We start from the raw sequence: 24,805 nt of genomic DNA, 5'->3' as shown, positions 1-24,805 counted from the left end.
CCTGCGCTGATTAACTGTTGTGGATTAAGGAATTGTCCTATCAACTCTACAATCAATTAATCCAACATCGGCGGAGCCGACAATTCAAAACTCAAAATTCAAAATTCAAAATTTATTTTGCAAACCACTCGTGGATTGCTGTATCGTAGTGGCTGCTTACGCCGAATGCGTGCTCGGCAAATACCTTACGCTCTGCGAGGTCGGTTTCTGCGCCCTTCTTGTTGATAATGTCAAGGAGCATGCCATACTCTGCCTTGCTCGGAACGATAACAACGTCGTTGAAGTTCTTGGCTCCGGCACGGATGAGCGAGATACCACCTATATCTATCTTCTCGATGATGTCGGCTTCGCTTGCGCCGCTTGCTACAGTCTGCTCGAAAGGATAGAGGTCTACAATCACGAGATCGATCTCAGGAATTGCATATTCAGCCATCTGCTGACGGTCACCCTCATTGTCGCGACGGGCAAGGATGCCGCCGAAGATGCGCGGATGCAGTGTCTTGACACGTCCGCCGAGTATTGAAGGATAAGATGTAACGCTCTCAACGGCCTGGCACTCGTAGCCAAGCGACTCGATGAAAGCCTGTGTACCACCTGTAGAAAGGAATTTAACGCCTTCCTCGTTGAGCTTCTTCAACAGCTCGTCGAGACCGTCCTTATGAAAAACTGAGATAAGCGCAGTCTTGATTTTTTTTGTTCCAGCCATATACTTTTACTATTTTCTTTGATTAATTTGCAAAGTTAGCAAAAACCGCTGATATACCATATTAAAATAACTAAAAATTAGATTATTAGGCTGTTTTGTTGATATTGGGCATTTGCAGTGTAGGTGATGGTGTAGTGTTGAAATGTTGTTGCGGTGTGATTTGAATATTAAAAAACGGCAACATTGACAATGGCAAGCGGTTTTCCGCCCAACATTGCCAACATTGCCGTTGGTATGTTAAGGGGGTGTAGTGTTGAAATGTTGTTGTGGTGTGATTTGATTATTCAAACTACAACATAACAACATCTCACCATCACAACCCAACTACAACTTCTCGATGAACTTCTTCATCTCTGCCTCGTGCTCACGAGCCTTTAGGAAGAGGTGCCACTGGTTGCGGGCACGTGTGAGGTTGTGCTCTGGATAAGAGCACTTCCAGTAGTGGTCGCCGTTGAGATAGTCCCAAAGGAAGCGTACTGCCTGCATGTACGGGAACAGTTCGGCGGCGTAGGGCAGCAATGAGATTTCGAGCGGAGTGAGGAAGCTTGAAGCCGACTCAACGTATCCACGTGTGAAAGCCTCGAAGATGTCCATGCGGAAGTCGATCTTGTCGAACTCGGGAGAGTCCTCGGCGATGGTGTTGGCTGCTGTGCGCAGGAAGTCGCCGTAGTCGCTCACGAACAACGAAGGCATCACTGTGTCGAGGTCGATGACGCAGAGTACGCGGCCCTGCTTGTCGAACATCATGTTGTTTACCTTAGTGTCGCAGTGGCATACGTGCTTCTGGAGCTTGCCCTCGCGGAAGAGTCGCTCGCCAAGACACATCTCGTCCATGTACTTCTCGATTTCGTCGATGAAGTCCTTGACGCCTGCTGCACGTCCGGCACGGTCGTCCTTGACAGCCTGACGCAGCTGGTCGCGACGCAGTTCCATGTTGTGGAAGTCGGGAATGGTCTCGCCCAGACGGTCGGTAATGTCGGCTACCTGCGACTCAAACTTTCCGAATGCCTTGCCGGCGTGGTATGACGACTCGGGATTGACAGCGTCTACGGTCACTGCATCGGGAATAAACATCGAGATGCGCCAGTACTTTCCCTCCTCATCCTTGATGTATGTCTTGCCGTTGTCGGCCTTGATGAATGTGAGAACGCGACGGTCTATATCGTCAGCGCCCTCCTTTACGAGCAGCTCACGGATATGTGTGGTAACCTCCTCGATGTTGTGCTGCAGCAAGTCGACATCGGTGAATATCGAGTCGTTGATACGCTGGAGCACATAGTCGGGTGCGTCGGCCTCGGCTGTTGTGATTTTGTAGGTGTCGTTGATGAGTCCGTTGCCTAATGGCTTCACGTCTGCCACGGTGCCAGTGATGCTGAAGTGGCTGATGATTTGATTGAGATTGTTCATTTTTTTATAGATTGTTTTTAAAAATATTTCTCTGTTATTTGCGTTAATAAAACCGGGTGTATACCCAAAATAAGACTCTTAGATTTGCAAATGTACGCAAAATATCAAATAAAAAGGCTAAATTCACACATTTATTGCAACAAGTAACTTATCATTTAACAATAAATAATATGAAAAAAGTGTTTTCTATCGTTCTGTTGGCGCTTGTCTGCGCCCTCACCGCCAATGCCCAACTGCTGTACAGCATTTCGGGCAAGGACCTCAAGAAGCCGTCGTATGTGTTCGGAACTTTCCACATTGCCAACACGCCGTTTGTAGACAGGGTGGCGGGCATACGTACTGCGCTCGACAACACCGACCAGGTGTACGGCGAACTGAAATGGGACGACATGACCAATCCTGACTCGCTGCGTGCCATGCAGGCCCACATGATGCTGCCAGAGGGCAAGACGCTGAAGACAGTACTCAACCCTACGCAGTACAAGAAGCTCAACGCGCTGCTCAAGCAGTATATGGGCGTGGGCCTGGACAATCCGCAAGTGGGTGCTCAGATGGGACGTCTGTCGCCTGCAGCACTTGTTTCGCAGTTGCAGGTGTTGCAGTATATGGCTGCACACATGGGCGAATTCGACCCCACCAACACTATCGACCAGTACTTCCAGCTTCAAGCCAAGAACAACAACGAGCCTGTAGGCGGACTTGAGACGATGGAATTGCAGATGAGCATTATGTTCGGCGCTCCGCTGAAGCGCCAGATTGCCCAGCTCGACTGCTTCCTCAACCACACCGACTACTACGCTTCGACTACCGAACGTATGGCGGAGGCTTACTACAAGCAGGACATCAAGACGCTGCTCGACATCATGAACGAGAAGTTTGATGCCGCCTGCGATGCCACTCCCGACGAAATGGAGCAGCTGATATACCGCCGCAACGCCGACTGGGCTAAGCGTATGCCTGCCATTATGAGCGAAAAGCCTACGCTGTTTGTTGTTGGTGCGGGTCATTTGCCGGGCAAACGCGGCGTGATAGAATTGCTGAAGGCACAGGGGTATACTGTGGAGGCAGTGAAATAATAATACAGTTGAGATTGCAAACTGTAGGAGGAGGGTGTGTCAAAAGTCAAACAAAACGGGCTGAAAGCCCCAAAAGCACATAGCCCAAGGCAGCGCCTTGGGTGTACTTTTACCCAGGGTGTTGCCCTGGGCTATGAGCTTCTGCCCCTTCGGGGCGTACTGCTGTGACTTTTGACACGCCCTCCTGAGCAATTAGCCGGCATTTTACAACAACAATAATAATAAACGTTGTTGACAACAATAATATGCATTGTTGCTTACTCAGGCTATGGCGAGGACTCCATAGCCTCCTATTATTATCTTCTGCTCTTGAAGAACTGCGTCATCAACTCTCTGCATTCGTCTTCCAGAACGCCCGTAGTGACGGTGCATTTGGGGTGAAAAGCCTTGGGAGCGAACTGCGAGTAGCCTCGCTTGTCGTCGGTTGCGCCATAAACCACACGCCTTATCTGCGACCACCCTATCGCTCCTGCGCACATGATGCAGGGTTCGAGGGTGACGTATAGGGTGCAGTCGGTGAGGTATTTGCCTCCCAACTGGTTGGCAGCCGACGTTATCGCCTGCATCTCGGCATGCGCCGTGACGTCGCCAAGGGTCTCGGTGAGGTTGTGGGCACGCGCTATGATGCGGCCATCAGCCACCACTACCGCTCCAACGGGTATCTCGCCGGCATCGCGAGCCGCCATAGCCTCGTCGAGGGCACGGCGCATGAACTGCTCGTCGGCAGCCTGTTGCTTCTGTTTTTCGTCCATAATAGTATGTTTGGATTGATTGCAGATGCAAAATTAATTGATTTTATACGAAAACGTAAATTATGCAACACAAAATAATTCATCTACATCAGACAGCCTCAACCAACGACTATCTGCGCGCACTTCCGTCGCCTCAGGACGACAGTATGACCGTAGTCTACGCCGACTGGCAGACTGCCGGACGCGGACAGGGCAGCAACAAATGGGAGAGCGAGGCTGGAAAGAACCTGCTGTTCTCCATTCTGGTATGCCCGACAAGCATCGACATTACCCGACAGTTCGTTCTGTCGATGGCTGGAGCGCTCGCTGTCAAGGCTGCCCTCGACAATTACACCGACGGCATCAGTCTGAAATGGCCCAACGACATCTACTGGCACGACCGCAAAATCAGCGGCACGCTCATCGAGACATCGGTGAAGGGGCGCACTCTGGCACGCTGCATATACGGCACCGGAATCAACGTCAACCAACGGGAGTTTCACAGCGACGCGCCCAATCCAGTGTCGCTATATAATATAATAGGTGTAGAGACTCCTACAGAACAGCTGCTCGACGAGATAGTGCAGCACTTCGACCACTACTACTCGCTTGCCGTAAGCGGACACTCCGACCACATCGTCAGCCAATACCATGCCGCATTGTATCGCCGCGAGGGACTACACCTCTACGAAGACACCTCAACGGGCGAACAGTTCAGTGCCCGCATCGACCACGTTTCGGTTGACGGACGCCTGCATCTGGCTCTTTCTGACGGCACCAGACGCGAATATACGCTCAAGGAAGTAAGGTTTGTTTTGGACTGAAAATCATGGTGATTTTCAAAAGGAGTCCTTTTGGACCTCAAATGTAGTCCTTTTAGCTTGCAAAAGGAGTCCTTTTACATGGCAAAACGAGTCCTTTTGGAGTGCAAAAGGACTACATTTTTTCAGCAACACAAAAAGACGGCTTGCACGACTGTGTAAATACTTGAGACACAATCTGCAAGCCGTCTTTGACGATTGCTGTTATATAAAGGATTATTCCTGTCGGAACATCAGGTAAGAAGCCTTGCCTTCACCCTGATAAGCTGGCGCTACATCGGTCTGCAATTCGCCTGCCGAGCCAACCATAGGCATCTGATAGACATTGTATCCGGCAGAGGTGTTGGTGATGACAACTATATCGTTGAAGCTTTCGCCAGCCTTGTCCGTGCCCGTTATGTTCTGTATGAACGAGATGGTCTCGCCCTGCGCGAATGTCTTCACAACGCTGTCCTCGCCCGTCGTCACCTTGTGCATATACAGCTTGTTGTCTATAGCAAAGTAAATGACAGAAGCTGTCTGGGGCGAAGCGAGAATCTTTGCCTGGTTGAGCGGACTGTCGGAGGCGTATTCGTAATACGTTGCTTCACAAATATAAGGTGGGAAGGTAGTGACATCAGCCACGTAGTACCTGCCGTCCTCACCGCTCTTGGCTACAATATAGAACTCGGCAGAGAAGCCTCCGACATGCGGCACAAGCGCAGAAACCTTCATATCCTTGTCCTTAAAGTCAGTAAAGGCGCCGCCAGACAGCGTGTTCGCATTCTCCACGGTGCCGTCCGTGCTGCATGTCACAATCATCTGGTTCTTCATATCATAAGCAAACTCAGATACAAAGCAGCCCACCAACGTCGGGTACAACTCATAATCGCCGGCTCCCTGATATCCCCACTTGCCTATCTCGGAACCCATCGTATGGACTTTGCCGTTGTTTATGAGGAAGCAATAGTCAGTATTTAAGCCTTGGGCGCGCAAAGACGAATCGATGAACAGATGGCTGAAATTGAACGATGAAGGCGCTTCGTAGAACTCCTGATGCAGGTTTTTCAGCAACGAGAAGTCGCTGCCGTTCAACGTTACGAAGTCATGTGTGGTCAGGATGTGAAATGCCGACAGACCGGTTTCCTTCGTTGTCTTGCCGTCGGCACCCTCTTCCTCATGATTGTACGAACCATCGAGAAACGCCATTCCTACGGGCGAGCCCTTTAACGGCTCCATTCCGAGCGAGGTGGTGATAAACGAACTGACCGCCTTATTTCCGTCAAGCGAGTAGTAGTCGAAGTCGGTGCCGCCCTCAATCTCCTTCATCACATACCATCCGGAAGTGATGTCGGTGGCAGTAACGGTCAACGGAGCCTCAACCGAACGGAATACTCCATTCGACCTGTTGGTGACTTGATAATACAATGTGTACTTTCCCGCCTTCAGATTTACCGGAACATTCAGCTCGCGCTCTTGCGACAGCGTGTCCCTCCTTACATTATACGTACCGCTCGACAGCGTGTACCACAGATAGGAGAATCCGTCGCCCTCGCCACCTTTCATCTGCGGCACTATGTTAAGCACCTCATTGGCACGCACAGTTGTCCCCTCCAAAGCTCCCAACACTACGCCAGCGGCATCGTCTTCGGATATATAGTCATAGTTGCCCTTGTCGTCATAGCAGCTGGCAAACAGCCCCAACGCCATGGCCAGACCCAACAAGCTCTTAGTCATTATATTGTTCGTCATAACATTCTACACTTTTAAGTTACTATTCCCAAATGTAAGGATTCTCGAATTCTATCAGAGTGCCGTCCACCTCCTGCAAAGGCTGGTCGTGAGTGGAATTATACTCATACAGCTTCGATTTCAGCTTGCCGTTAAGATAGATGAGATAGTCGTAATCGTCAGGCACATTGTCAAAGTTGGTGATGCCAGTCACATCGATGATGAAACGCATCTTGACGCTTCCCCAAGAGGCTCCGAAGGCGTAATACCAGTCCTTCCAGTTGGCAGGCTTTATGGCTTGCGACGAAAACGAGATTACTGTACTGTCCTTCTCTACCACTCCTGCGCCGAAGTTTTCGTTGGGACGCACTCCTATCTTCAGCTTTACGGTCTGTGTGGCAAGGCTGTTGTCCTTGAGCAATACTATCGGTAGCTTCACCTCACTCTTTCCTGCCGGTATCACCATAGCCTGCTTCATCACGTCAGTATCAAAACCTACATAATGCACACCAGCCTGGGCAGCATCGGTTTCGTCTACGTTCTTCTGATAAAGGGTGAACGTACGGTCATGGTCAGCCACCGGTCCCATAGCGTGTACCGTTATGTCTACGCTGCTACGGTCGCCCCCGTCTTCCGAATAGAAGAACGAATAGTTGATGTCTTCATTGTCAAAATACAATGCCGGCTGGCCTGCATATTCCATCGGTTCGTTTTCGGAGCAAGAAGCCAGAGGCAACAGCGCCACTACCATCATGGCTATATATAAATATTTCTTCATAATAAAACTGCGTTTTTTGTTGAAACATTACTCATACATTGTCTGACTCTTGGGCTTCGGCAGCTGATAGGCTCCCGTCGGAACCGTATAGGCTGTAGGCCATGTATAAGCCTGATAGTTGTGCTTCTTGTAGAAGAAGAACATCTGACCCTCGCCCATAAACTCCTTGCGCCACTCCTTTTCCATGCGCGAAACGACAGCCGACTCGGTGGTAAGGGTTGCATCTATCGAGGCATCCAAGCCACGCGACAGTCGCCATGTGGCAAAATACGGCTTCATGTCAGCTATAGAAGCACACTCGAAGAGAATGAAATACATCTCGCTCAATCGCATTACGGGAACGGTATTGTAGCCGTACCACGAGCCGTTGAAGGCGTATTTCAGGAAGTGATATTCCGTTATTATGGCATTGTCTGCCATCTGGCTCTTCCAATATCTGCTCGACTTGAAGCGTATATCGTCCGGATACAGAGTCGACTCGTAGGCTGTCTTCACATATTCTTCATTCTGTGTGAAGAGCGGATTCGATGTGGAATAATACGCCCTGTATATGTCATTCTGATAGCTTGAATTGTAAACGCCATAGAGCTGTTCCATCTTCATTGTCAGATTGGCATTGCTATGTGCCGAATAGTAGGCTTCATTGCAAAGCGCAAATACCTGTTTGCCTGCCTTGTCCTTGGCTTCTATCACCTTACGGGCATAGTCTGCCGCCTTCTCCTTGTCACCTATCCAGTAATAATAGCGTGCCTTTGCACCTATAACCGCCCAATAGTTGAAGTGCAACTGACGATAGATGTCGTTGTCGTCCAAATCGACATTGGCTTCATCGGCATCGTCCGAGCGGGCAGGATCGTCGGCACTTGCCCTGGATTCTACAATCGGATCGCTGGTGGCAAGCAGGCTTTCGGCCTTGTCAAGGTCGGAAATGATGTCAGCCTTTACCGCATCGTACGACTCCGACTTGAGGTTTGCAACGTCGGTAGTCAATGTCTTGACGTACGGAATGCACGCCGTAGCTCCGTCAGTCTGGCTCGGCACCGGACCGAAGAAGCGCAACAAGTCGAGATGAAGGAATGCGCGCAATCCGTAAAGTTCGCCTTCCATTATCTGGCGTTGGTTGCCCGTAAACGCTACAGAAGAACTCTGCAGGTTGGTAAGTATATTGTTGATCTGGGCAATGGCATTGTAATAGTTCGACCAGAGATCGTCTAACGTTGACTCTACATTAGAATTGGTATAGTCGTTCTTTGCCAAATAGAATGCAGAGGCGTCAGTACTCTCCGAAGGTGTGGTCCATGTGTGCGCCAGAAACTCCGGAACGTACATTGAAGCCTGCACTCCATAGAGCGGTTTCTGGCCCAAAAGGATGTAAACACCTGACATTGCATTGCGATAACCAGCCTCGGTGGAGAACAATTCACCCTCGCGCACCTCCGTCTTCGGACTCACGTCGAGCCAATCGCTGCAACTCGTCAATGCAAACGCGCTTCCGATGAGAAGCATTATAGAATATATTGTCTTTTTCATCTTGTTCTGTTTTACATTAATAATCCTTTTAGAATCGCAATGTCAAGGAGAATGTGTAGGTACGCGCATACGGATAATCCGTTCCACGCTCACGCTTTACACTTGACAGATACAACAAATCTTCGGCATATCCGGCAACGGATACATAATCAAAGGGCAAATGCATCTTCCTGAGCCAGCCCGTCGGAAGGTCATAACTCAATGAAAGGGTGTTCAGACGCAAGGTGTTCTCATCCTCAACAAAACGACTTGTGGCGTACGTTGTGGAGAAATCGCTGACGGCCTTATAGCGTGCATTGGGATTCTCCAGACTCCAACGGTCGTAGAGGGCACGCTTGTCGCTGTTGTTGTAGGGATAGTTGTTCTCTATCTTGCTTGCCAACGTGCTGTTGTAAATCTGTCCGCCGAAACGATAACTGAATATCGCACTCAGCTGCCAACCTTGATAACGCAAGCGCGTATTGAACGTGCCAAGATACTTAGGCTCGTTGATGCCGCACGCCACCTTGTCCTTGCTGTCCCATACATAGGTAAGCGTGCCGTCCTTCTTTACGTATATCTCCTTACCGTTGCTTGGATCAATGCCCTGGCTGCGTACTGCAAAGATGGTGTTGATGCTCTCGCCTTCCTTGTACATGAAGCTCGGATTGACATCCTGTTCATTCTCCATCAATGAGTTCAGGTATTCCAGATAGTTGCTTATCTTCTTTATCTTGTTGACATTATGAATCATTGTGCCACCTACCGACCATATCAACTGCTTACTGGTGTTGCGGATTATGTAGGCATTGGCACCTATTTCAAATCCTCGATTCTCTACCTGTCCTACATTACTCTTGAAGCTGCTGAAGCCAGCCGAAGTAGGAAGATTGACATCAGAGAGAAGATCGTCGGTCAACTTGTTATAGTAGTCGAAGTTAAATGCAAAACGGTTCTTGATGAGTTCAAGGTCAATACCGACGTTCCATTGCTTGGTCTTCTGCCATTTCAGCTCCGAATTGCCTATGCCCATCAACTTTACGCCATACAAACCATTGAAGTTGTAGCCGTCAATGCTCTTGTAACTGGTCAAAGCCTGATAAGGCGAGAACGACTGAGAGCCACTTGTACCATAGCTAAGACGTAGACGAGCCACATTAACAATATTGTTTCCCTTCAGAAACTTCTCGTTGTGAATGTTCCAACCGGCTCCAACACTGAAGAAAGGAGCAAAACGATTGTCCTTGCCAAACTGGGACGAGCCCTCGGTCTTGAAGGTTCCGTCAACGAAATATCGGTCGGCGTATGTATAGTTGAAGTTGCCCGTCACACCTACACGGCGTACAGTACTTTCATAACCATAAGGAGTTGTTCCCTGGGCGTATGAAGTTGCAGCACCCAGAAATGCCATATTGCTGTTGGTTATGCCTTCAGCCTGAAACGAATAGTCCTCGTACTTGGTCTGTGCCAGGGTGTATCCTATTCCCATATAGAGCGAATGCAGATTGGCAAAGGTCTTGGAATAGTTGGCTGTGACATTCAATTCGTACTGGTTGTTTTCACCTGTTCCGTATGTGTAAGAGCCCTTCCTGCCATAGTCGGAAGTAGAATAGTTGTCGAAAACCGTATTCTCGGCTGCTACATACACGTCACTTCTGTTCTTCTGACTTGTTATGCCAAGCGAACCGCGCATAAAGAAAGCATCGTTCAGGTGCCACTCTATCGCGAAGTTATTTGTAATAGAGGTGTACTTGCTTTCGTTCTTCTGAGGAAGCATGGCATTGTAAAGCGGATTATAAACAGTCACACCAGAGTTCAAACCCAATGAAGGATACGACGTGTTGCTCTCCAATTTCTTGGCATAACTTCCATTATCGGCAAACGGAGTGTAATAAGGATTGACCGAAGTGTAATCGCTGAACGAGCCGTAAGGCGAATTCTTGGACGTATTACTTGAAATCTGAAGGTCGTTCTGGAATGTCAGATTCTTGTATTTGTAAGAAAGAAACACACCACCTGTGAACGTATTGCGCTCCGAACCCTTCATCGCGCCATTGATGTTGTTGTAAAGCAGATTGCCCGAATAGCGGAAAATGTCATCACCACCTTCTACACGCACACTATGCTTCTGGCCCACTCCGGTACGGATAGGATATTTGAGCCAATAGGTATCGATTCCTCTTGCAGCGTTCATCATACGTGCATTGTATAGATTGTCAAGACTTTGCTGCTTCTTTACATCATCTTCAGCGGTATAAAGTCCTGCAAGCTTCTCGTATTTCAGCTTCTCGCTGGCATTCATAAGATTATAGCCAGCGAGGTCAGGCGCCTCCAATGTCAATGTACCCTTATATGTGACGCGCAGTCTTCCGCTCTCCGGCTTCTTTGTAGTGATAACCACTACGCCATTGGCACCACGTGTTCCGTAGAGAGCCGTTGCCGAAGCATCCTTCAGAAGCGTAATGCTTTCCACCTGATTCTCATCCAAATCATTGAAACGCTCTAAACTAACCTCAAAGCCATCCATAATAAACAGCGGCAGATTGCTTGACACCTTGTTGCTGGCATTGGTCTGCATGCTCTTCACATCCGACCCTAATGCCGTTGAACCACGCATGGTTATATCGGGCAACTTATTAGGGTCGCTGCCTATCAGGTCGTTGGTGACAATATTAAAGCTTGGATCTACATTCGAAAGTGACGACAACAGATTGGAGTTTCCTGCCATCTTCAAGTCCTTAGAGGTTACAGTCTTGGCCGAACCGGTATATGTCTCGCGACGTTTGTTGAACATTCCGGTCACAACCACTTCCTTCAACGATGACGCATCGTCCTTCATCTTGATGACAAGGTTTCGGAAATCCTCCTGACACTTGAAAATATAATACTCAGATTCCATACCTATATAAGAGAAATCGACCTTTACAGTACGTCCACGGTCCAACTGCAGCGCAAAGGTTCCATCGGTATTGGTGACAGTAGTGATTTTATGGTCCTTGACAACCTGCACCGTAACACCTGGCAACGGGTCCCCATTCACATCAACCACCTTACCTTGCAGCACAACTGTCATTCCTTCCTTCACTGTAGGCGACAAAGACACATTCGAAGCCAGCTGGGGTTTAGGCGTTATTGACACAAACTTATGATTTATAGAATACTCCAATGGAAGGTCGCCTAACACCTGCGACAATGCCTTACGAATATCCTTGTATGTAGGAACAGCCTGCGCCTTATAGTTCTTAACGTCGTCGTACGAATACATGATTCTGTATCCGGTAAGCTTCTCTATTCGCTTGAACGCCTCCACCAACGTGATCTGCCCCTTGATCTTTGCCATCTGCATCTCAGCCCACTCATTGGCAGACAGCGGTTGAGCGTCAACCACTGCCGCCTGACTATTCACATGAGAGAGAGGAGTGATAGATGAAGAGACGATTGTCAATGCTAGTATTCTTGACTTTAAATCTCCCATAATTTTCCATTTATAAATATTAAACTACAATATATCTGAATCACAATCTCCAAGCAATTCGTTCGATTACTTCTGAGGAGTATAGTTGAGATACATATTGAATGTATCTTTCATAGTATCTACATCACGCATAGCGCCACCGGCACATCCCTTAAACTCGCCCTTGCTATTGAAAAGCAGGAAACTGGGGAATTGTTCCATCACTTCATACTTCGTAATGACAGCATCGCCTTGCTTGCTGTTGGCATCAACAAACAAGCATACGAAGTTATTGTTGAGATAATCGGCTATAGCACCGTCGTTGAATGAATACTTCTCGACATAATCCGACTTGTAATCACTGTCGGAAACGAATACCATCAGGTTGCGATTCTTTGCCTTAGCCGCTTTTATAGCCTTCACGACGTCAGTACCTGACATGAAGCGGACTTTTGTTTTAGGAGTTGCTTTGGGCGAAGCGGTCAGCTTAGACTGGCGTTCGGCCTTGGCTTTGGCAATGGCTTCCTGCTGCATTCGTTCCATGGCAGTAAACCGGTCTTCCTTACCCAGCAACGCATCGGTCAACGCTTTGGCAAACGGTTCTACAGGATTGCTTCCAACGACTCTGTTATATTCGGTCCCGTCGGGATTGAGAATAAGGTAAGTAGGAAACGCCTTGATGTTGAATTTCTCAACCAGCGACTTGCCGTCGGGGTCATTGTCAACATCGACAGCATAATTGACGAAAGTGTAATTCATAAGGTTTCCAATACGAGTGTCGCGGAATGTGGTATTGTTCATCTTCATGCAGGCATGACACCAAGTCGCCCAGAAATCGACAAGCACCCGTTTGTTCTCGCGTTTTGCCTGAGCCAGCACGTCAGCCAGACGCACGTCCGAGCCTTTTATAAAGTTAACGCCTTTGCCTTCATCTATAATTGTGTCTTTCTCGGCTACCTGTGGTTGCACTTTTTTTGCCGTTTCTGAATCCTCCTTTACAATCGGAGCCTCACCCTTCAGTATTCGCTCACAGCGCTTCTGAAACTCGTCTTGCATGCACATGCCCTCAAATCGGCTCATCTCCTTGCCTTCGGCATCAAAGAAAATAAATGTAGGATAAGCCTTGACATTGAACGTCTTGTTAAGTTCGGGACCTTCGCCATGCTCCATATCCAGCTGTATGCAGACGAAGTTGGCATTCATGTATTTGCCCAGATTCTCATCCGGGAAAACATTCTTAGCCATATGGCGGCACGGACCACACCAAAGCGTGTAGCAATCTACCATAAGTTTCTTGTTCTCCTTCTTAGCCTTTGCCAAAGCCTGTGCAAAGGTTCCCTTGAAGAACTGTGTTCCGACGGCTCCGTCAGCAGCCTTGGCCAGTTGCGCAACTTGCCGGACGGCAAATGCACGTACAGACATTATCGGTGCAAGCAACATTCCAGCCAACACCAAAATCAAAAGTTTCCTGTTCATAGTTTTATGCACGTTTATTGTTTCTTTTTAATATAAAATCGCACAAAGAGAAACTATGGGCACCCCAAAAACAAGAAAAAGTAAAAATAATTTGCTTTTATTCTATCAAAATGGAATTATTCTGCAATTTAATTTTGTTATTTGTAATCGTATTAAGCATCATTACAGCCTCCTCGATGCCTTGTCGGCGATCGTACATATATCGAAGATGCATGTCGAGCAATGCATCGTCATGACATATAACATTCACATTATACCAGCTGCCCATATGCATCACAATGTCGCGAAGCGAAGCATTGTCGAACATCTCAATGCCGTCCTTCCAGCAAGCCACATCATTCAAATCTACCCGACTCACCTTAATGCTGCCCCCGGCATCAAATGCTGCATCCTCACCCGGCACAATCACCTTATTAATATTAGCCTTTGAAACCTTGACACTTCCCCGTACAAGCGTTACGTGAGGGCGCTTTGCGTCGGAAGCATCAACATTAAACTCTGTGCCCAGTACACGTGTCTGCATGCCACCGGCATATACTATAAACGGATGACGGGAATCGTGAGCGACCTTGAAATAAGCCTCGCCCTGCAATTCCACTTTGCGCTCCCTGCCATTGAACACGGTGGGATAGGCAAGACGGCTGTTGGCATTGAGCCAGACTTCCGTTCCGTCCGAAAGAGTGAGTTTCATGTCCTTTCCTTCAGGCACCACTACTGTATGCACCACAGCCTTACTGGCAGGAGCAAGTGACAGGTCATTGCCCTTAACCACATGTTGGTTGTCCTGCTCGTCAAGTATCACTATCTCGGCAGGTGTGGCTTTTGCCTGGTATACCGAACTGCCGTCAGCGTCAAATCCCTTCAAATTGAGCACTACAACAATCAACGCCATGGCCGCTACGGTGCCCACTATGGTCCACACCAGACGCAAAGCTGAAGACGGGATGTGCTTTACGTCTGACGGTGAAGCAGCAGAATCCTTGCCGACAGACATTCGGGCTGACAGCTTCTTCCATTCCAAATCAGCATCGGGAGAAACCAAACGGTCTCTCATCAAGGCCTCAGTAACCATCTGGTCAAGATGTTCTGAATTCTCCAGATCCATTTGATTCATATCTTTATTCATCTATGTTCTATGTTATTATCAGTATGTTCAACAGTAAATAGAACCGGCTTTGTCTGCATACATATATAGCTTTAGGCTTCGTTTGGGGTACTTGCAAGTTTGAATGTTTAACCTTTTTTTATTCTATTCATTCCCTTATCACATTTTCCCTGAACATCCGTAATGCCTGCATGATATGTTTCTTCACAGCACTCTCGCTGATTCCCAGTTCGGAAGCCACCTCGCTATACTTCTTGCCCTGCAAATAATGGGCTTCAAGAATTTCACGTGTGCGGGGCGTAAGACTGCCCATCATCCTCCTGATTGCCTCCACCTTCTCGTCGTGGTCCGACCATTCGGCAGACATGGCTTTGTCGGTGGTGTAAGTGATGTATTCGGAATAACGCTGATGTACGGCTTGCTTTCTGAAGAAATCAGCACATCGGTTGCGTACTATCGCAAAAAGATAATTGGAAGCTTCAGACTTCGACAAATGCGGATTGTGGGTGAAAAGATATTCAAAGCTATCGGCCACAATGTCTCGCGCAGCCTCATCGTCACGGACAAGGCTGTGGGCATAACAATATATCTTTGAAAAATTCTCCTTAAAAAATCCCTCAAATTCGACTGCTTGCATCTGCTTGGCTTTACAAAAAAAATCTTCCGTTTTCTTTTCATCTGCAAACTTATGAAAAAAAAACGAGAGAACTGGTCTTTTAATCCTATTTATAACAAACAGACACTGATACAATCCGTAAGCGGCTAAATCTTCAGCGAGAATTCAAACTTCAATCCGCCGCCTTCGTTCTGGCTCACACGTATCGTTCCTCCATGTAGAAGCACGGCGTTCTTGACTATGGCAAGGCCCAGACCGGTGCCTCCCATCTTGCGCGAACGGCCCTTGTCCACACGATAGAAGCGCTCGAAGAGGCGCGGCAGGTGCTCGGCAGACACACCGACGCCATTGTCGGCAAAGGTGAATGCCCACTTGGCAGAACCGTCTTCATCGCTCATGTCCGACTCAACTATGTAGGCACCGGGACGCTGAGCCGTAAGAGTTATGGTGGTGCCTTCGCCCGCATAGGCAATGGCGTTGTCGGTGAGATTGCGGAACACGCTGTAGAGCAGACTCTGATTGCCGCGCACCACGATGTTGTCGGGCAGACGATTTACAAATGTCATGCCTTTCTGCTGCAGCTGCAGGGCTGTCTCCTTCTGGATGTTCTGCACCATCTGCGATATGTTTACATTCTCGGTACTCGTCATCTCGGGCGCGTCGTCCATGCGGTTGAGCGTAGAGATGTCGTGCAGGAGCGACGTGAGGCGCTGGCTCTGGGCGTAGCAGCGTCCGAGGAACTGCTCACGCATCTGGTCGTTGATGTTGGGATTTTCGAGTATGGTCTCCAGATAGCCCTGTATGCTTGCCACGGGCGTCTTGAGTTCGTGGGCTATGTTCTGCGTCAGCTGGCGCTTGAGCATGTCCTGTTCGCGCCGTGTCGACTGCAGACGCTTGTATATCTTGATGATGCGCTCGGCTATTTCGCCCAGCTCATCGGCAGGAAATGCAATGAGATCTTCTGTATCGAGCGACTCACCGTGGTCGGCTCGCGAGGCAAAAGTGCGCAGTTTCTTCACGTTGTCGCCCAGTCGGCTGGTGAAGCGGTAGAGCACTACGGTGAGCAGAAGTATCGTTATGACGGCAAACCAAATGTAGTGCTGATCGGCTTGCAGCGAACGGGCGAGGTCGCTGGTGTATGGCAGTGCCGAACGTATGACGATAGAGTCGTGCGGAAAATACGTGGCAGAATAGAAATAGTCGCTGTTGAACGTCTTGCTGCTGCGCTCCACGGTAGAGCCTGAGCCGTGCTTGAGCGCCATTGCCACCTCCGGACGCGAGGCATGATTGCTTATGTGCGCGTATTGCTTCAAGCGGCTGTCGTACAGCACGCTTCCGTCGGGACGTATCAGTGTGACACGCAGGCGCGACATGTAGTGGCGGCGCACATAATTGTTGAACACCTGCTCGGAGCGTTCGGCGTTGTTGCTGTAGAACTCAGCCATGCGCGAGTTGTAGTCTTGCAACTTCAGATTGAGCGTGTCTATCTTGTACTGCTTCTCGCGTGTCTGCTGGAAGATAATGAACGACACAGCAAACAGCAGAAACAGCGACAGTACACTGAAGTAAAGTTTTGTTCCAACGGATATTCGCATAATATTATTGTCTTAACACGAATCGCACTAATCGCACGAATTGTACGTTTACTGAATTCGTGAGATTCGGGAAATTCGTGGTGAAGGTTACACCACGGTTTTAGGCATCGAAATAGTAGCCGAAGCCGAGGCGCGTGACGATGCACTTGGCGAAACGTCCTATCTTCTTGCGGAGTCGAGTAATGTTGACATCTACGGTGCGGTCGAGCACCAGCACGTCCTTGGGCCATATGCGCTCGATGAGCTCCTGACGTGAAAACACGCGACCACGCTCGTCGAGCAATAGGTGGAGAAGTTCGAACTCGGTCTTGGTGAAGGGGATGTCCTCGCCATCTACGCTCACCGTCTTGCGGTCGAGATTCATCACAATGCCCTGATATGACAGCGTCTTTGCCTCTTCCTCGCCGTTCTCCTTGGCGGTGCGGCGCAGCACGGCACGCACGCGCACCATCACCTCACGCAACGAGAAGGGCTTGGAGATATAGTCATCAGCTCCGAGATTGAATCCCGTCACGGTGTCGTTCTCGGTGTCGCGCGCTGTGAGGAATATTATAGGAACCTGTGCAGTGGCAGGATTGTCCTTAAGCTGGCGCGCCATGGCAAATCCCGACATGCCGCCCATCATCACGTCGAGCAGCATGAGGTCGAACGAGGCTATGTCGAGCTGCAGGGCATCTTCGGCAGACGGGGCTGTCACGACCTCATAGCCTTCTGTCTCAAGATTGAACTTCAGGATTTCGAGCAGGTCCTGCTCGTCATCTACAACAAGTATGCGTGCATTCTGTTTCATTGTGCTTTATGTTATTCTCTTTACGTTTGCAAAGATAAACATTATACTATTCACACGTATTGCGGAGGCGTTACATTTTCATTACAAAATTTCCACAACACTTATAATTTAGGCCGAATACAATTATCAGCCGTTTTACGATATTTTCAGACAAAATGCAAAATCGTTGCTTTTTTTTCTTTTATCTCAAATGTTTTTGTAATTTTGTCGCAAAATAGATTCGTCTACAAACATGATGTAAGGAAAGACATAATAATTAAAATAAAATGACACCACATGAAACAGAAGAAATTTATTTTGCAGGAGAGTGAAATCCCAACGCAATGGTATAATATTCAGGCAGACCTGCCTAATAAACCATTGCCTCCATTGAATCCTCAGACCCACCAGCCTCTCAGTGCTGATGATCTTTCACATATATTCAATAAGGAATGTTCCAAGCAGGAATTAGACCAGGAACATACGTGGATAGATATTCCTGAAGATGTATTGGAGAAATACACTTTCTATCGTTCTACTCCACTGGTTCGTGCTTATGCTTTGGAAGAAGCTTTAGGTACTCCAGCTCATATCTATTTCAAAAATGAGAGTACTAACCCATTAGGTTCGCATAAGATCAATTCTGCTCTGCCTCAGTGTTACTATTGTAAGCAAGAGGGTGACACGAATGTCACAACAGAAACCGGTGCTGGTCAGTGGGGGGCTGCTTTGTCTTATGCAGCCAAACTCTATGGATTGGAAGCGGCTGTCTATCAGGTAAAGATAACCATGCAGCAAAAACCATATCGTTCCAGTATTATGCGTACCTTTGGCGCTACAGTAGAGGGTTCTCCTTCTATGAGTACAAGAGCTGGTAAAAACATCATTACTCGTGACCCTCATCATCCTGGTTCATTAGGAACTGCTATCAGTGAGGCTGTAGAGTTGGCTACAACAACTCCTGGTTGTAAATATACTTTGGGCTCTGTGTTAAATCATGTGGCTCTCCATCAGACAGTCATTGGCCTGGAGGCAGAAAAGCAGATGGCTATGGCAGGTGAGTATCCTGATACTGTGATAGCATGTTTTGGTGGCGGTAGTAACTTTGGTGGAATTGCCTTCCCTTTCATGCGTCATAAGATTAAGGATGGAAAGAATACTGATTTTATTGCAGCTGAACCGGAAAGTTGCCCTAAGTTGACCCGTGGTAAATTTGAATACGACTTTGGCGATGAAGCTGGTTATACACCATTACTTCCAATGTACACCTTAGGTCATGATTTCAAACCTGCGAATATCCATGCTGGTGGTTTGCGCTATCATGGAGCTGGTATGATTATTTCTCAGTTGATTAAGGACGGATATATGCATGGTGTTGATATTCCTCAGTCTGAGTCTTTCGAGGCAGGTATGCTTTTTGCACGTACAGAAGGTATTATTCCTGCGCCAGAGAGTTGTCATGCTATTGCTGCTACTATTCGCGAGGCTATGAAGGCAAAGGAAGCTGGAGAAGAAAAGGTGATTCTGTTCTGTCTGTCTGGACATGGACTTATTGATATGCCTTCCTATGAGAGTTATATCAATGGCGACTTGCATGACTATGCTGTTTCTGACGATGAAATCAAGAAATACCTTGCAACAGTTCCAGAAGTTTAAAGAATGAATCAATTCACAGTTCGTATGAACCTTATACTTTGACTTGCATCAACAAACATAAGCAAAAAATCAAGTTTTAGACGTATTGTTTGCGTACACAGCCGTATTTTTCTACCTTTGCAGTGCAAAAAGGATAACAGAGTAATTAAAGAAAACAGTTTAACTTAAAGGTAAAAAGATTATGGTATCTATGGTAATTTTCGGCTTTCTTGCAATTACAATTGCTCAGGCCGTGAGCGTGGCACATAAGATTGACACGCAAAAATAAAAAGAATTTGGTAAGTTGTTAAATAAAAAAACAGCGGGTTAGCAAATGAGCTAATCCGCTGTTTTTGGTTTTTATTATTTTATTGAACTTTCGCAAGTTCAGAAGTTATAGATTTTAAAGAAGTTATAGAATTTAAAGAAGTTATAGAATTTAAAGCCGTATGCCTTACAGCTGAATATTCAGTAAAAAGAGAGTAATGGCTATCGCTCGGCTTTGCCGCTTGCCTTAGCAAGAATTTCTAACGACCGAAGGTAGTGAAACTTCCTTGAGCTTTGCGAAAAACTCCTTTAACTTCTGAATGAGGGTGTGTTATTGTACTTCGCCTCTGAACGTAGACGCTGGCAGAGCATCGCCATTGACAAGGTTGGCGCGTGTGAAGGGTTGCCATCCGTAGCGCACAAAGCGCGGATGCTTCACCGCCGGCGAGGTCAGTCGGACGGTGTTGCCCGATACAACGGCGGTGGCGGGATAGTACATTCCCTCTTCTTCGGCTATCTCGAAGGTCGACGGCGATTTTCCGTCGGAGGTGGTGAGAGCGTCGGCGTAGTCGAAACTTACGACGAGTGCGTCGCCCTCGCGCACCACACCTTTATATATAGGGCCCGATGGCGTAAGGGCCATTCCGTAGGTCTTGCACAGCGCCCAACGTGCCAGACGCTCGCCTACGGGCTGCTTGCGCTTGGGATGTACGTTGAGCGAGTCGCCGCAATCGCTTGTAACAGCCATGCCGGTATTGTCGATGTGCTTCATCAACTCAAGCTGGCTGTAGCGGAACCACGGCCACGACGGACGGTTGAGACTTGACAACTGCACGAAGTAGAAGGGCATTCGGGGGTTGCTCCAATTGGTGCGCCAGCTGTCTACGAGCAATTTGAACAGCTCAGAATGGGCGTCCTTGTTGTGTGCGTTCGACTCGCCCTGATACCACACCACTCCCTTTATAGGGTATTTCTGCAACGGCAGTATGCCGCTCTCGTAGAGATAGCACGGCTCGTAGGGATGACGTCCCAGACGGGTGTTGTCGTTGGTAAGGTTCTTGGCGGCACGTCCGCGCACCCAATCCTGAATGAAGTCGTTGTGAAGCCAGTTGCGCAGTATGGCAGGGAAGCGTGTCTCGAGCGTGTTGCGGTCGACCCACGACTCGGTGGGCGATCCGCCTATGGCGTTGCAAATCAATCCTACGGGCACACGGAGCGAATCGCGCAGCATGCGTCCGTAATAATAGCCTATGGCAGAGAACCACTTGGCATTGTCGGGCGTAGTGGGTTGCCATGTCGTGGGGCGGAAGTACTGCAAGTGATTGAGCGAGTCGAGACACGAGGCAGGCCACGCCACATCGTAAGTTTCCCAACGTCCCTTCATGTCGTAGAGACGGAGCTGTGGGTCGTTGGCATTGTTGATGTCGCGCTTGTAGCTCTCGGCCTGGCACAGCATGAACGCCATGTTCGACTGACCAGAGCACAGCCACACCTCGCCTACTGCCACATGGCTATATACATTGGTCTGTCTGCCAGCCTTGACGGTAAGCGTCAGGTCGTCGGCAGCCTCCATCGGCTTCAGCACGACGCACCACTTGCCACGGTTGTCGGCTGTGGCAGTAACGGTCTGACGGTCGATGCTTACCGTCACCTTCTCGCCGGCGTTGGCTGTGCCGTGTATGTCGAGGGGCACGTTGCGCTGCAGCACCATGTAGTCGGTGTACAGCTGCGACATCTGCAGGCCGCCGTAGTTGCCCGTAATGCCGCTGTACACGGTTCTGGCAAGTATGCCGGCTCCCTCGGGATTGGGATGGATGGCGTCGGGAAGGAGGTTGGGATAGGGATACAAAGGCTCGTGGAAGTCGATGAGTTCAGCTCCGCTAAGACGTGCTACAGTCTCAATGGCGGATTGAATCTCGCCGTGCCACTGCTTGGTTCCGGAAATAAAGCGCGGATGACGGTCGGCTATCGGAGTCATACGAGCCAATATGAAGCGCACCTTTGGATTGGCAGCACGCAATGAGTCCATTATAGAGAGGTAGTCCTTGACAAATTCGTCGCGATAGTTGGGCCAGTTGCGCGGGTCGGTATCGTTGATGCCGAGGTGTATCACGGCTATGTCGCCTTTGAAGGCAAGCACCTCCTTAAACTCCTTCTGCACCACATAGGGGCGGTGGCCGTGATAGAGCAGCGTGGCACCGGGCTTGCCGAAGTTGCCCACTACATACCGCTCGCCCAGCATACGCTGCAGTTGCGAGGGATAGGAGTCGTGCGCACGGTCCTCAATACCGGTGCCATAGGTAATGCTGTTGCCTACGCAAGCCACACGTATGGGCTGCGTCTTCTGCTTCTTGCTCGCTGCCGATGCCTGCGAAGCATTTAGGGCAAACACTCCGAGCAACAATGCAGGGAGCACAGCGTGCAAAATCATTCGTTTTATGTTCATAGTAACAAGGTAGTTTTTAAAGTTTTTCGGTTTACTCATTACGTTTTTGCAAAGTTACGCAAAAACTATAGAAAGCAACTCGTATTTAATTAAAAAAATCAATAAAATCAATAGGCAAAACAATGTGATACGACCATATTATATAACATGCTAAGCTTATGTATACAACACGGCATAAGTATATATGTATACGTGATATGCCTATATATATAATGTGTAATATCTGCCCGCCAATAGCATATTGTTTGTTATCGCACACATCCTTAACGGCTATCTAAAAGTAAATTAAAAACACCAAAAACTCAAAATTTTATTTGGTAGGTAAAAGTAAAAAAGCTATATTTGCGATGTCAAAGTGACACAACGTAAGTAACGTAATATACTACAATAAAACTATTAAACAACTTAAAACCTTATCGCTATGAATGTTGAAAAAATAATGCATGATCTCGAGGCGAAGCACCCAGGCGAAGCCGAATACTTGCAGGCAGTGCGCGAAGTGTTAATCTCAGTAGAGGACGTATACAACAGTCATCCTGAGTTTGAGAAAGCAAAGCTCATCGAACGACTCGTAGAGCCAGAGCGCATCATCACCTTCCGCGTGCCTTGGACAGACGACAATGGTGAGGTACACGTAAATATCGGCTACCGCGTACAGTTCAACGGTGCCATCGGCCCGTACAAAGGCGGCTTGCGTTTCCATCCTTCAGTGAACCTCTCTATCCTGAAGTTCCTCGGATTTGAGCAGACATTCAAGAATGCACTCACCACTCTGCCTATGGGCGGTGGCAAAGGCGGCTCTGACTTCTCTATCCGCGGACGTTCTGACGCTGAAGTTATGCGTTTCTGCCAGGCATTCATGACTGAGCTCTATCGCCACATCGGTCCTGACGAGGACGTTCCCGCAGGCGACATCGGCGTAGGCGGCAGAGAGATCGGCTACCTCTTCGGCATGTACAAGAAGCTCACACACCAGTATCAGGGCGTGCTCACTGGCAAGGGTCTGGAGTTCGGTGGCTCACGCATCCGTCCTGAAGCTACAGGTTTCGGCGCTCTCTACTTCGTCAATCAGATGATGGCTACTCGCGGCCTCAGCCTTAAGGGCAAGACCGTTGCTATTTCTGGTTTCGGCAACGTGGCATGGGGTGCTGCAAAGAAGGCTACTGAGCTTGGCGCTAAGGTTATCACATTGTCTGGTCCCGACGGCTACATCCTTGACGAGGCAGGCATCGAGGGCGACAAGATTGACTATATGCTCGAACTCCGTTCTTCTGGCAATGACGTTTGCCAGCCGTACGAGGACGAGTTCCCAGGATCTAAGTTCGTAGCAGGCAAGAAGCCTTGGGAAGTTAAGGCCGACATATACTTGACATGTGCTACACAAAACGAGCTTAACGGCAACGATGCCGAGACCATCCTCGCACACAATCCTGAGTGCGTAGCCGAGGTTTCGAACATGGGCTGTACAGCTGAAGCTGTCGAGAAGTTTGTTGCTGCCGGCCAGCTCTTTGCCCCTGGCAAAGCTGTCAACGCTGGTGGTGTGGCTACTTCTGGTCTTGAGATGACTCAGAACTCTATGCGTCTGAGCTGGAGCGAGAAGGAAGTTGACGAGAAGCTGCACTACATCATGCACTCAATACACGAGCAGTGCGTCAAGTACGGCAAGCAGCCTAACGGCTACATCGACTATGTTAAGGGCGCTAACATCGCTGGCTTCATGAAGGTGGCCAACGCTATGATGGCTCAGGGCATAGTATAATCACTTGATGATAGGTAACTCTAAGATATTAAAAAGAACTTTTCTGACACTGGCTGTGGCAATAGTTGTTGCCACAGCCAGTTCGCAAATTCAGCACGGCAAGGCATCGTTCTACTCAAAACGAGCCACCGGAGCACGCACAAGTAGCGGTGAACGACTGCATCACGACAGTCTGACATGCGCACATCGCACACACCCGTTCGGTACTTTGCTCAAGGTGACCAACGAACGTAACGGGCGTGAAGTCATCGTGCGCGTTACTGACCGCGGTCCACACTCACGTGGACGCATAATCGACCTCTCGCACGCTGCCGCCGAAGAGTTGGGCATTATCAACCAGGGCGTAGCTGTAGTAAGGGTCGAACCCGTAAAGAAAACCGTTGTGCCATTCAAGCCCGAACCGGAGAGTATCCCAGAAATTGATTTTGAAATTACTGAATACACTCTGCCTGCCAGTGGCATCCTCCACTTCCCCACTTATGGCAAGAAAACCCATCAATTGAAGGGTGACAACAAAGCCAATAAAAAACAAAAGGAGATTGAAGGCAATAAAAAACAAGAGAAAACGGAAGCCAACGGCAAGACTATCAAAGAGAAAAAAGATTCTAACCACAAGACCGTTCAGCCCCAAAAGCGTTCCAACGTTCGCAATAAAAGCAAGGCGAAAGGCAAAAGAAAATCTGTCAGAAGGAAATAAAATTCACCACGAATAGCACTAATCGCACGAATAAGGGATAATGAAGATTCGTGAGATTCGTGTGATTCGTGGTGAATGCAAATTATATATATCACCTCGAACAGCACTAATCGCACGAATAAGGGACAATGAAGATTTGTGAGATTAGTGTGATTCGTGGTGAATGCAATTCATTTATACCACCACTAATCACACCAATAGCACGAATAAGGGACAATGAAGATTTGTGAGATTAGTGTGATTCGTGG

At 48.5% G+C, this 24,805-nt stretch carries 18 protein-coding genes; 5 read left to right on the top strand and 13 right to left on the bottom strand.

Translation table 11 applies throughout. The annotated features are described in order from the left end of the window. Positions 1–112: 112 nt before the first annotated feature. Complete coding sequence (locus I6E49_RS10150) at positions 113–706, bottom strand: IMP cyclohydrolase (RefSeq protein WP_235402126.1); 594 nt, start codon at positions 704–706, stop codon at positions 113–115. Positions 707–1,030: 324 nt separating this feature from the next. Next, the gene (locus I6E49_RS10145) at positions 1,031–2,113 is read right to left on the bottom strand and encodes a phosphotransferase enzyme family protein (protein WP_235402125.1); all 1,083 of its coding nucleotides are present in this window, start codon (positions 2,111–2,113) and stop codon (positions 1,031–1,033) included. A gap of 170 nt (positions 2,114–2,283) precedes the next feature. Here I6E49_RS10145 and I6E49_RS10140 point away from each other — a divergent pair, with 170 nt between their 5' ends. Next, a complete protein-coding gene (locus tag I6E49_RS10140) occupies positions 2,284–3,189 on the top strand; it encodes a TraB/GumN family protein (protein WP_235402124.1) in 906 nt (301 codons plus the stop codon). Between the two features lie 296 nt (positions 3,190–3,485). Here I6E49_RS10140 and I6E49_RS10135 read toward each other — a convergent pair whose 3' ends face one another. Beyond that, complete coding sequence (locus tag I6E49_RS10135; protein WP_235402122.1) at positions 3,486–3,941, bottom strand: nucleoside deaminase; 456 nt, start codon at positions 3,939–3,941, stop codon at positions 3,486–3,488. 62 nt (positions 3,942–4,003) lie between these two features. Here I6E49_RS10135 and I6E49_RS10130 point away from each other — a divergent pair, with 62 nt between their 5' ends. Beyond that, positions 4,004–4,744: a biotin--[acetyl-CoA-carboxylase] ligase gene (locus tag I6E49_RS10130; protein ID WP_235402121.1), complete on the top strand. Its 741-nt coding sequence runs from the start codon at positions 4,004–4,006 to the stop codon at positions 4,742–4,744. Between the two features lie 213 nt (positions 4,745–4,957). On the opposite strand, the gene I6E49_RS10125 is transcribed toward I6E49_RS10130, so the two are convergent. From I6E49_RS10125 to I6E49_RS10085, 9 genes are all read right to left on the bottom strand, one after another. Beyond that, positions 4,958–6,472, bottom strand: coding sequence for a PKD-like family lipoprotein (locus tag I6E49_RS10125; RefSeq protein WP_235402118.1), 1,515 nt, complete (start codon positions 6,470–6,472; stop codon positions 4,958–4,960). A gap of 22 nt (positions 6,473–6,494) precedes the next feature. Then, positions 6,495–7,229, bottom strand: coding sequence for a DUF4843 domain-containing protein (locus I6E49_RS10120; protein ID WP_235402117.1), 735 nt, complete (start codon positions 7,227–7,229; stop codon positions 6,495–6,497). A 27-nt stretch (positions 7,230–7,256) separates the two neighbouring features. Then, positions 7,257–8,759 carry a RagB/SusD family nutrient uptake outer membrane protein gene (locus I6E49_RS10115; RefSeq protein WP_235402115.1) on the bottom strand — a complete coding sequence of 501 codons (1,503 nt, stop codon included), beginning with the start codon at positions 8,757–8,759 and terminating at the stop codon, positions 7,257–7,259. Between the two features lie 28 nt (positions 8,760–8,787). Continuing rightward, positions 8,788–12,213: a SusC/RagA family TonB-linked outer membrane protein gene (locus tag I6E49_RS10110; RefSeq protein ID WP_235402113.1), complete on the bottom strand. Its 3,426-nt coding sequence runs from the start codon at positions 12,211–12,213 to the stop codon at positions 8,788–8,790. A gap of 66 nt (positions 12,214–12,279) precedes the next feature. Continuing rightward, positions 12,280–13,668 (bottom strand): thioredoxin family protein, encoded by a 1,389-nt coding sequence (locus I6E49_RS10105; protein ID WP_235402111.1) that lies wholly within the window; start codon positions 13,666–13,668, stop codon positions 12,280–12,282. Between the two features lie 97 nt (positions 13,669–13,765). Beyond that, a complete protein-coding gene (locus tag I6E49_RS10100; protein WP_235402110.1) occupies positions 13,766–14,782 on the bottom strand; it encodes a FecR family protein in 1,017 nt (338 codons plus the stop codon). Between the two features lie 139 nt (positions 14,783–14,921). Beyond that, positions 14,922–15,410 carry a sigma-70 family RNA polymerase sigma factor gene (locus tag I6E49_RS10095; RefSeq protein WP_235402108.1) on the bottom strand — a complete coding sequence of 163 codons (489 nt, stop codon included), beginning with the start codon at positions 15,408–15,410 and terminating at the stop codon, positions 14,922–14,924. 125 nt (positions 15,411–15,535) lie between these two features. After that, positions 15,536–16,984: a sensor histidine kinase gene (locus tag I6E49_RS10090; protein WP_235402105.1), complete on the bottom strand. Its 1,449-nt coding sequence runs from the start codon at positions 16,982–16,984 to the stop codon at positions 15,536–15,538. A 100-nt stretch (positions 16,985–17,084) separates the two neighbouring features. Then, positions 17,085–17,774 carry a response regulator transcription factor gene (locus I6E49_RS10085; protein WP_235402103.1) on the bottom strand — a complete coding sequence of 230 codons (690 nt, stop codon included), beginning with the start codon at positions 17,772–17,774 and terminating at the stop codon, positions 17,085–17,087. A 276-nt stretch (positions 17,775–18,050) separates the two neighbouring features. Between I6E49_RS10085 and I6E49_RS10080 the strand changes: the two genes are divergently transcribed. Further along, entirely contained in the window at positions 18,051–19,409 is a 1,359-nt protein-coding gene (locus I6E49_RS10080) for a TrpB-like pyridoxal phosphate-dependent enzyme (RefSeq protein ID WP_235402102.1), read from the top strand. A 577-nt stretch (positions 19,410–19,986) separates the two neighbouring features. Here I6E49_RS10080 and I6E49_RS10075 read toward each other — a convergent pair. Continuing rightward, complete coding sequence (locus tag I6E49_RS10075) at positions 19,987–22,071, bottom strand: GDSL-type esterase/lipase family protein (protein ID WP_441006971.1); 2,085 nt, start codon at positions 22,069–22,071, stop codon at positions 19,987–19,989. 451 nt (positions 22,072–22,522) lie between these two features. On the opposite strand from I6E49_RS10075, the gene gdhA reads away from it, so the two are divergent. Beyond that, positions 22,523–23,860 carry an NADP-specific glutamate dehydrogenase gene (gene gdhA / locus I6E49_RS10070; RefSeq protein ID WP_235402100.1) on the top strand — a complete coding sequence of 446 codons (1,338 nt, stop codon included), beginning with the start codon at positions 22,523–22,525 and terminating at the stop codon, positions 23,858–23,860. Between the two features lie 55 nt (positions 23,861–23,915). Next, positions 23,916–24,557 (top strand): septal ring lytic transglycosylase RlpA family protein, encoded by a 642-nt coding sequence (locus I6E49_RS10065; protein ID WP_235402099.1) that lies wholly within the window; start codon positions 23,916–23,918, stop codon positions 24,555–24,557. The last annotated feature ends 248 nt before the right edge of the window (positions 24,558–24,805 follow it).

This window comes from Leyella stercorea (genome assembly GCF_021531655.1).
This window is presented reverse-complemented; position numbering and strand designations above follow the sequence as displayed.

Bases quoted from the DNA above. Each gene is read 5' to 3' on its own strand.
- I6E49_RS10150 (WP_235402126.1), bottom strand. From the start codon at position 706: ATGGCTGGAACAAAAAAAATCAAGACTGCGCTTATCTCAGTTTTTCAT.
- I6E49_RS10145 (WP_235402125.1), bottom strand. From the start codon at position 2,113: ATGAACAATCTCAATCAAATCATCAGCCACTTCAGCATCACTGGCACC.
- I6E49_RS10140 (WP_235402124.1), top strand. From the start codon at position 2,284: ATGAAAAAAGTGTTTTCTATCGTTCTGTTGGCGCTTGTCTGCGCCCTC.
- I6E49_RS10135 (WP_235402122.1), bottom strand. From the start codon at position 3,941: ATGGACGAAAAACAGAAGCAACAGGCTGCCGACGAGCAGTTCATGCGC.
- I6E49_RS10130 (WP_235402121.1), top strand. From the start codon at position 4,004: ATGCAACACAAAATAATTCATCTACATCAGACAGCCTCAACCAACGAC.
- I6E49_RS10125 (WP_235402118.1), bottom strand. From the start codon at position 6,472: ATGACGAACAATATAATGACTAAGAGCTTGTTGGGTCTGGCCATGGCG.
- I6E49_RS10120 (WP_235402117.1), bottom strand. From the start codon at position 7,229: ATGAAGAAATATTTATATATAGCCATGATGGTAGTGGCGCTGTTGCCT.
- I6E49_RS10115 (WP_235402115.1), bottom strand. From the start codon at position 8,759: ATGAAAAAGACAATATATTCTATAATGCTTCTCATCGGAAGCGCGTTT.
- I6E49_RS10110 (WP_235402113.1), bottom strand. From the start codon at position 12,213: ATGGGAGATTTAAAGTCAAGAATACTAGCATTGACAATCGTCTCTTCA.
- I6E49_RS10105 (WP_235402111.1), bottom strand. From the start codon at position 13,668: ATGAACAGGAAACTTTTGATTTTGGTGTTGGCTGGAATGTTGCTTGCA.
- I6E49_RS10100 (WP_235402110.1), bottom strand. From the start codon at position 14,782: ATGAATCAAATGGATCTGGAGAATTCAGAACATCTTGACCAGATGGTT.
- I6E49_RS10095 (WP_235402108.1), bottom strand. From the start codon at position 15,410: ATGCAAGCAGTCGAATTTGAGGGATTTTTTAAGGAGAATTTTTCAAAG.
- I6E49_RS10090 (WP_235402105.1), bottom strand. From the start codon at position 16,984: ATGCGAATATCCGTTGGAACAAAACTTTACTTCAGTGTACTGTCGCTG.
- I6E49_RS10085 (WP_235402103.1), bottom strand. From the start codon at position 17,774: ATGAAACAGAATGCACGCATACTTGTTGTAGATGACGAGCAGGACCTG.
- I6E49_RS10080 (WP_235402102.1), top strand. From the start codon at position 18,051: ATGAAACAGAAGAAATTTATTTTGCAGGAGAGTGAAATCCCAACGCAA.
- gdhA (WP_235402100.1), top strand. From the start codon at position 22,523: ATGAATGTTGAAAAAATAATGCATGATCTCGAGGCGAAGCACCCAGGC.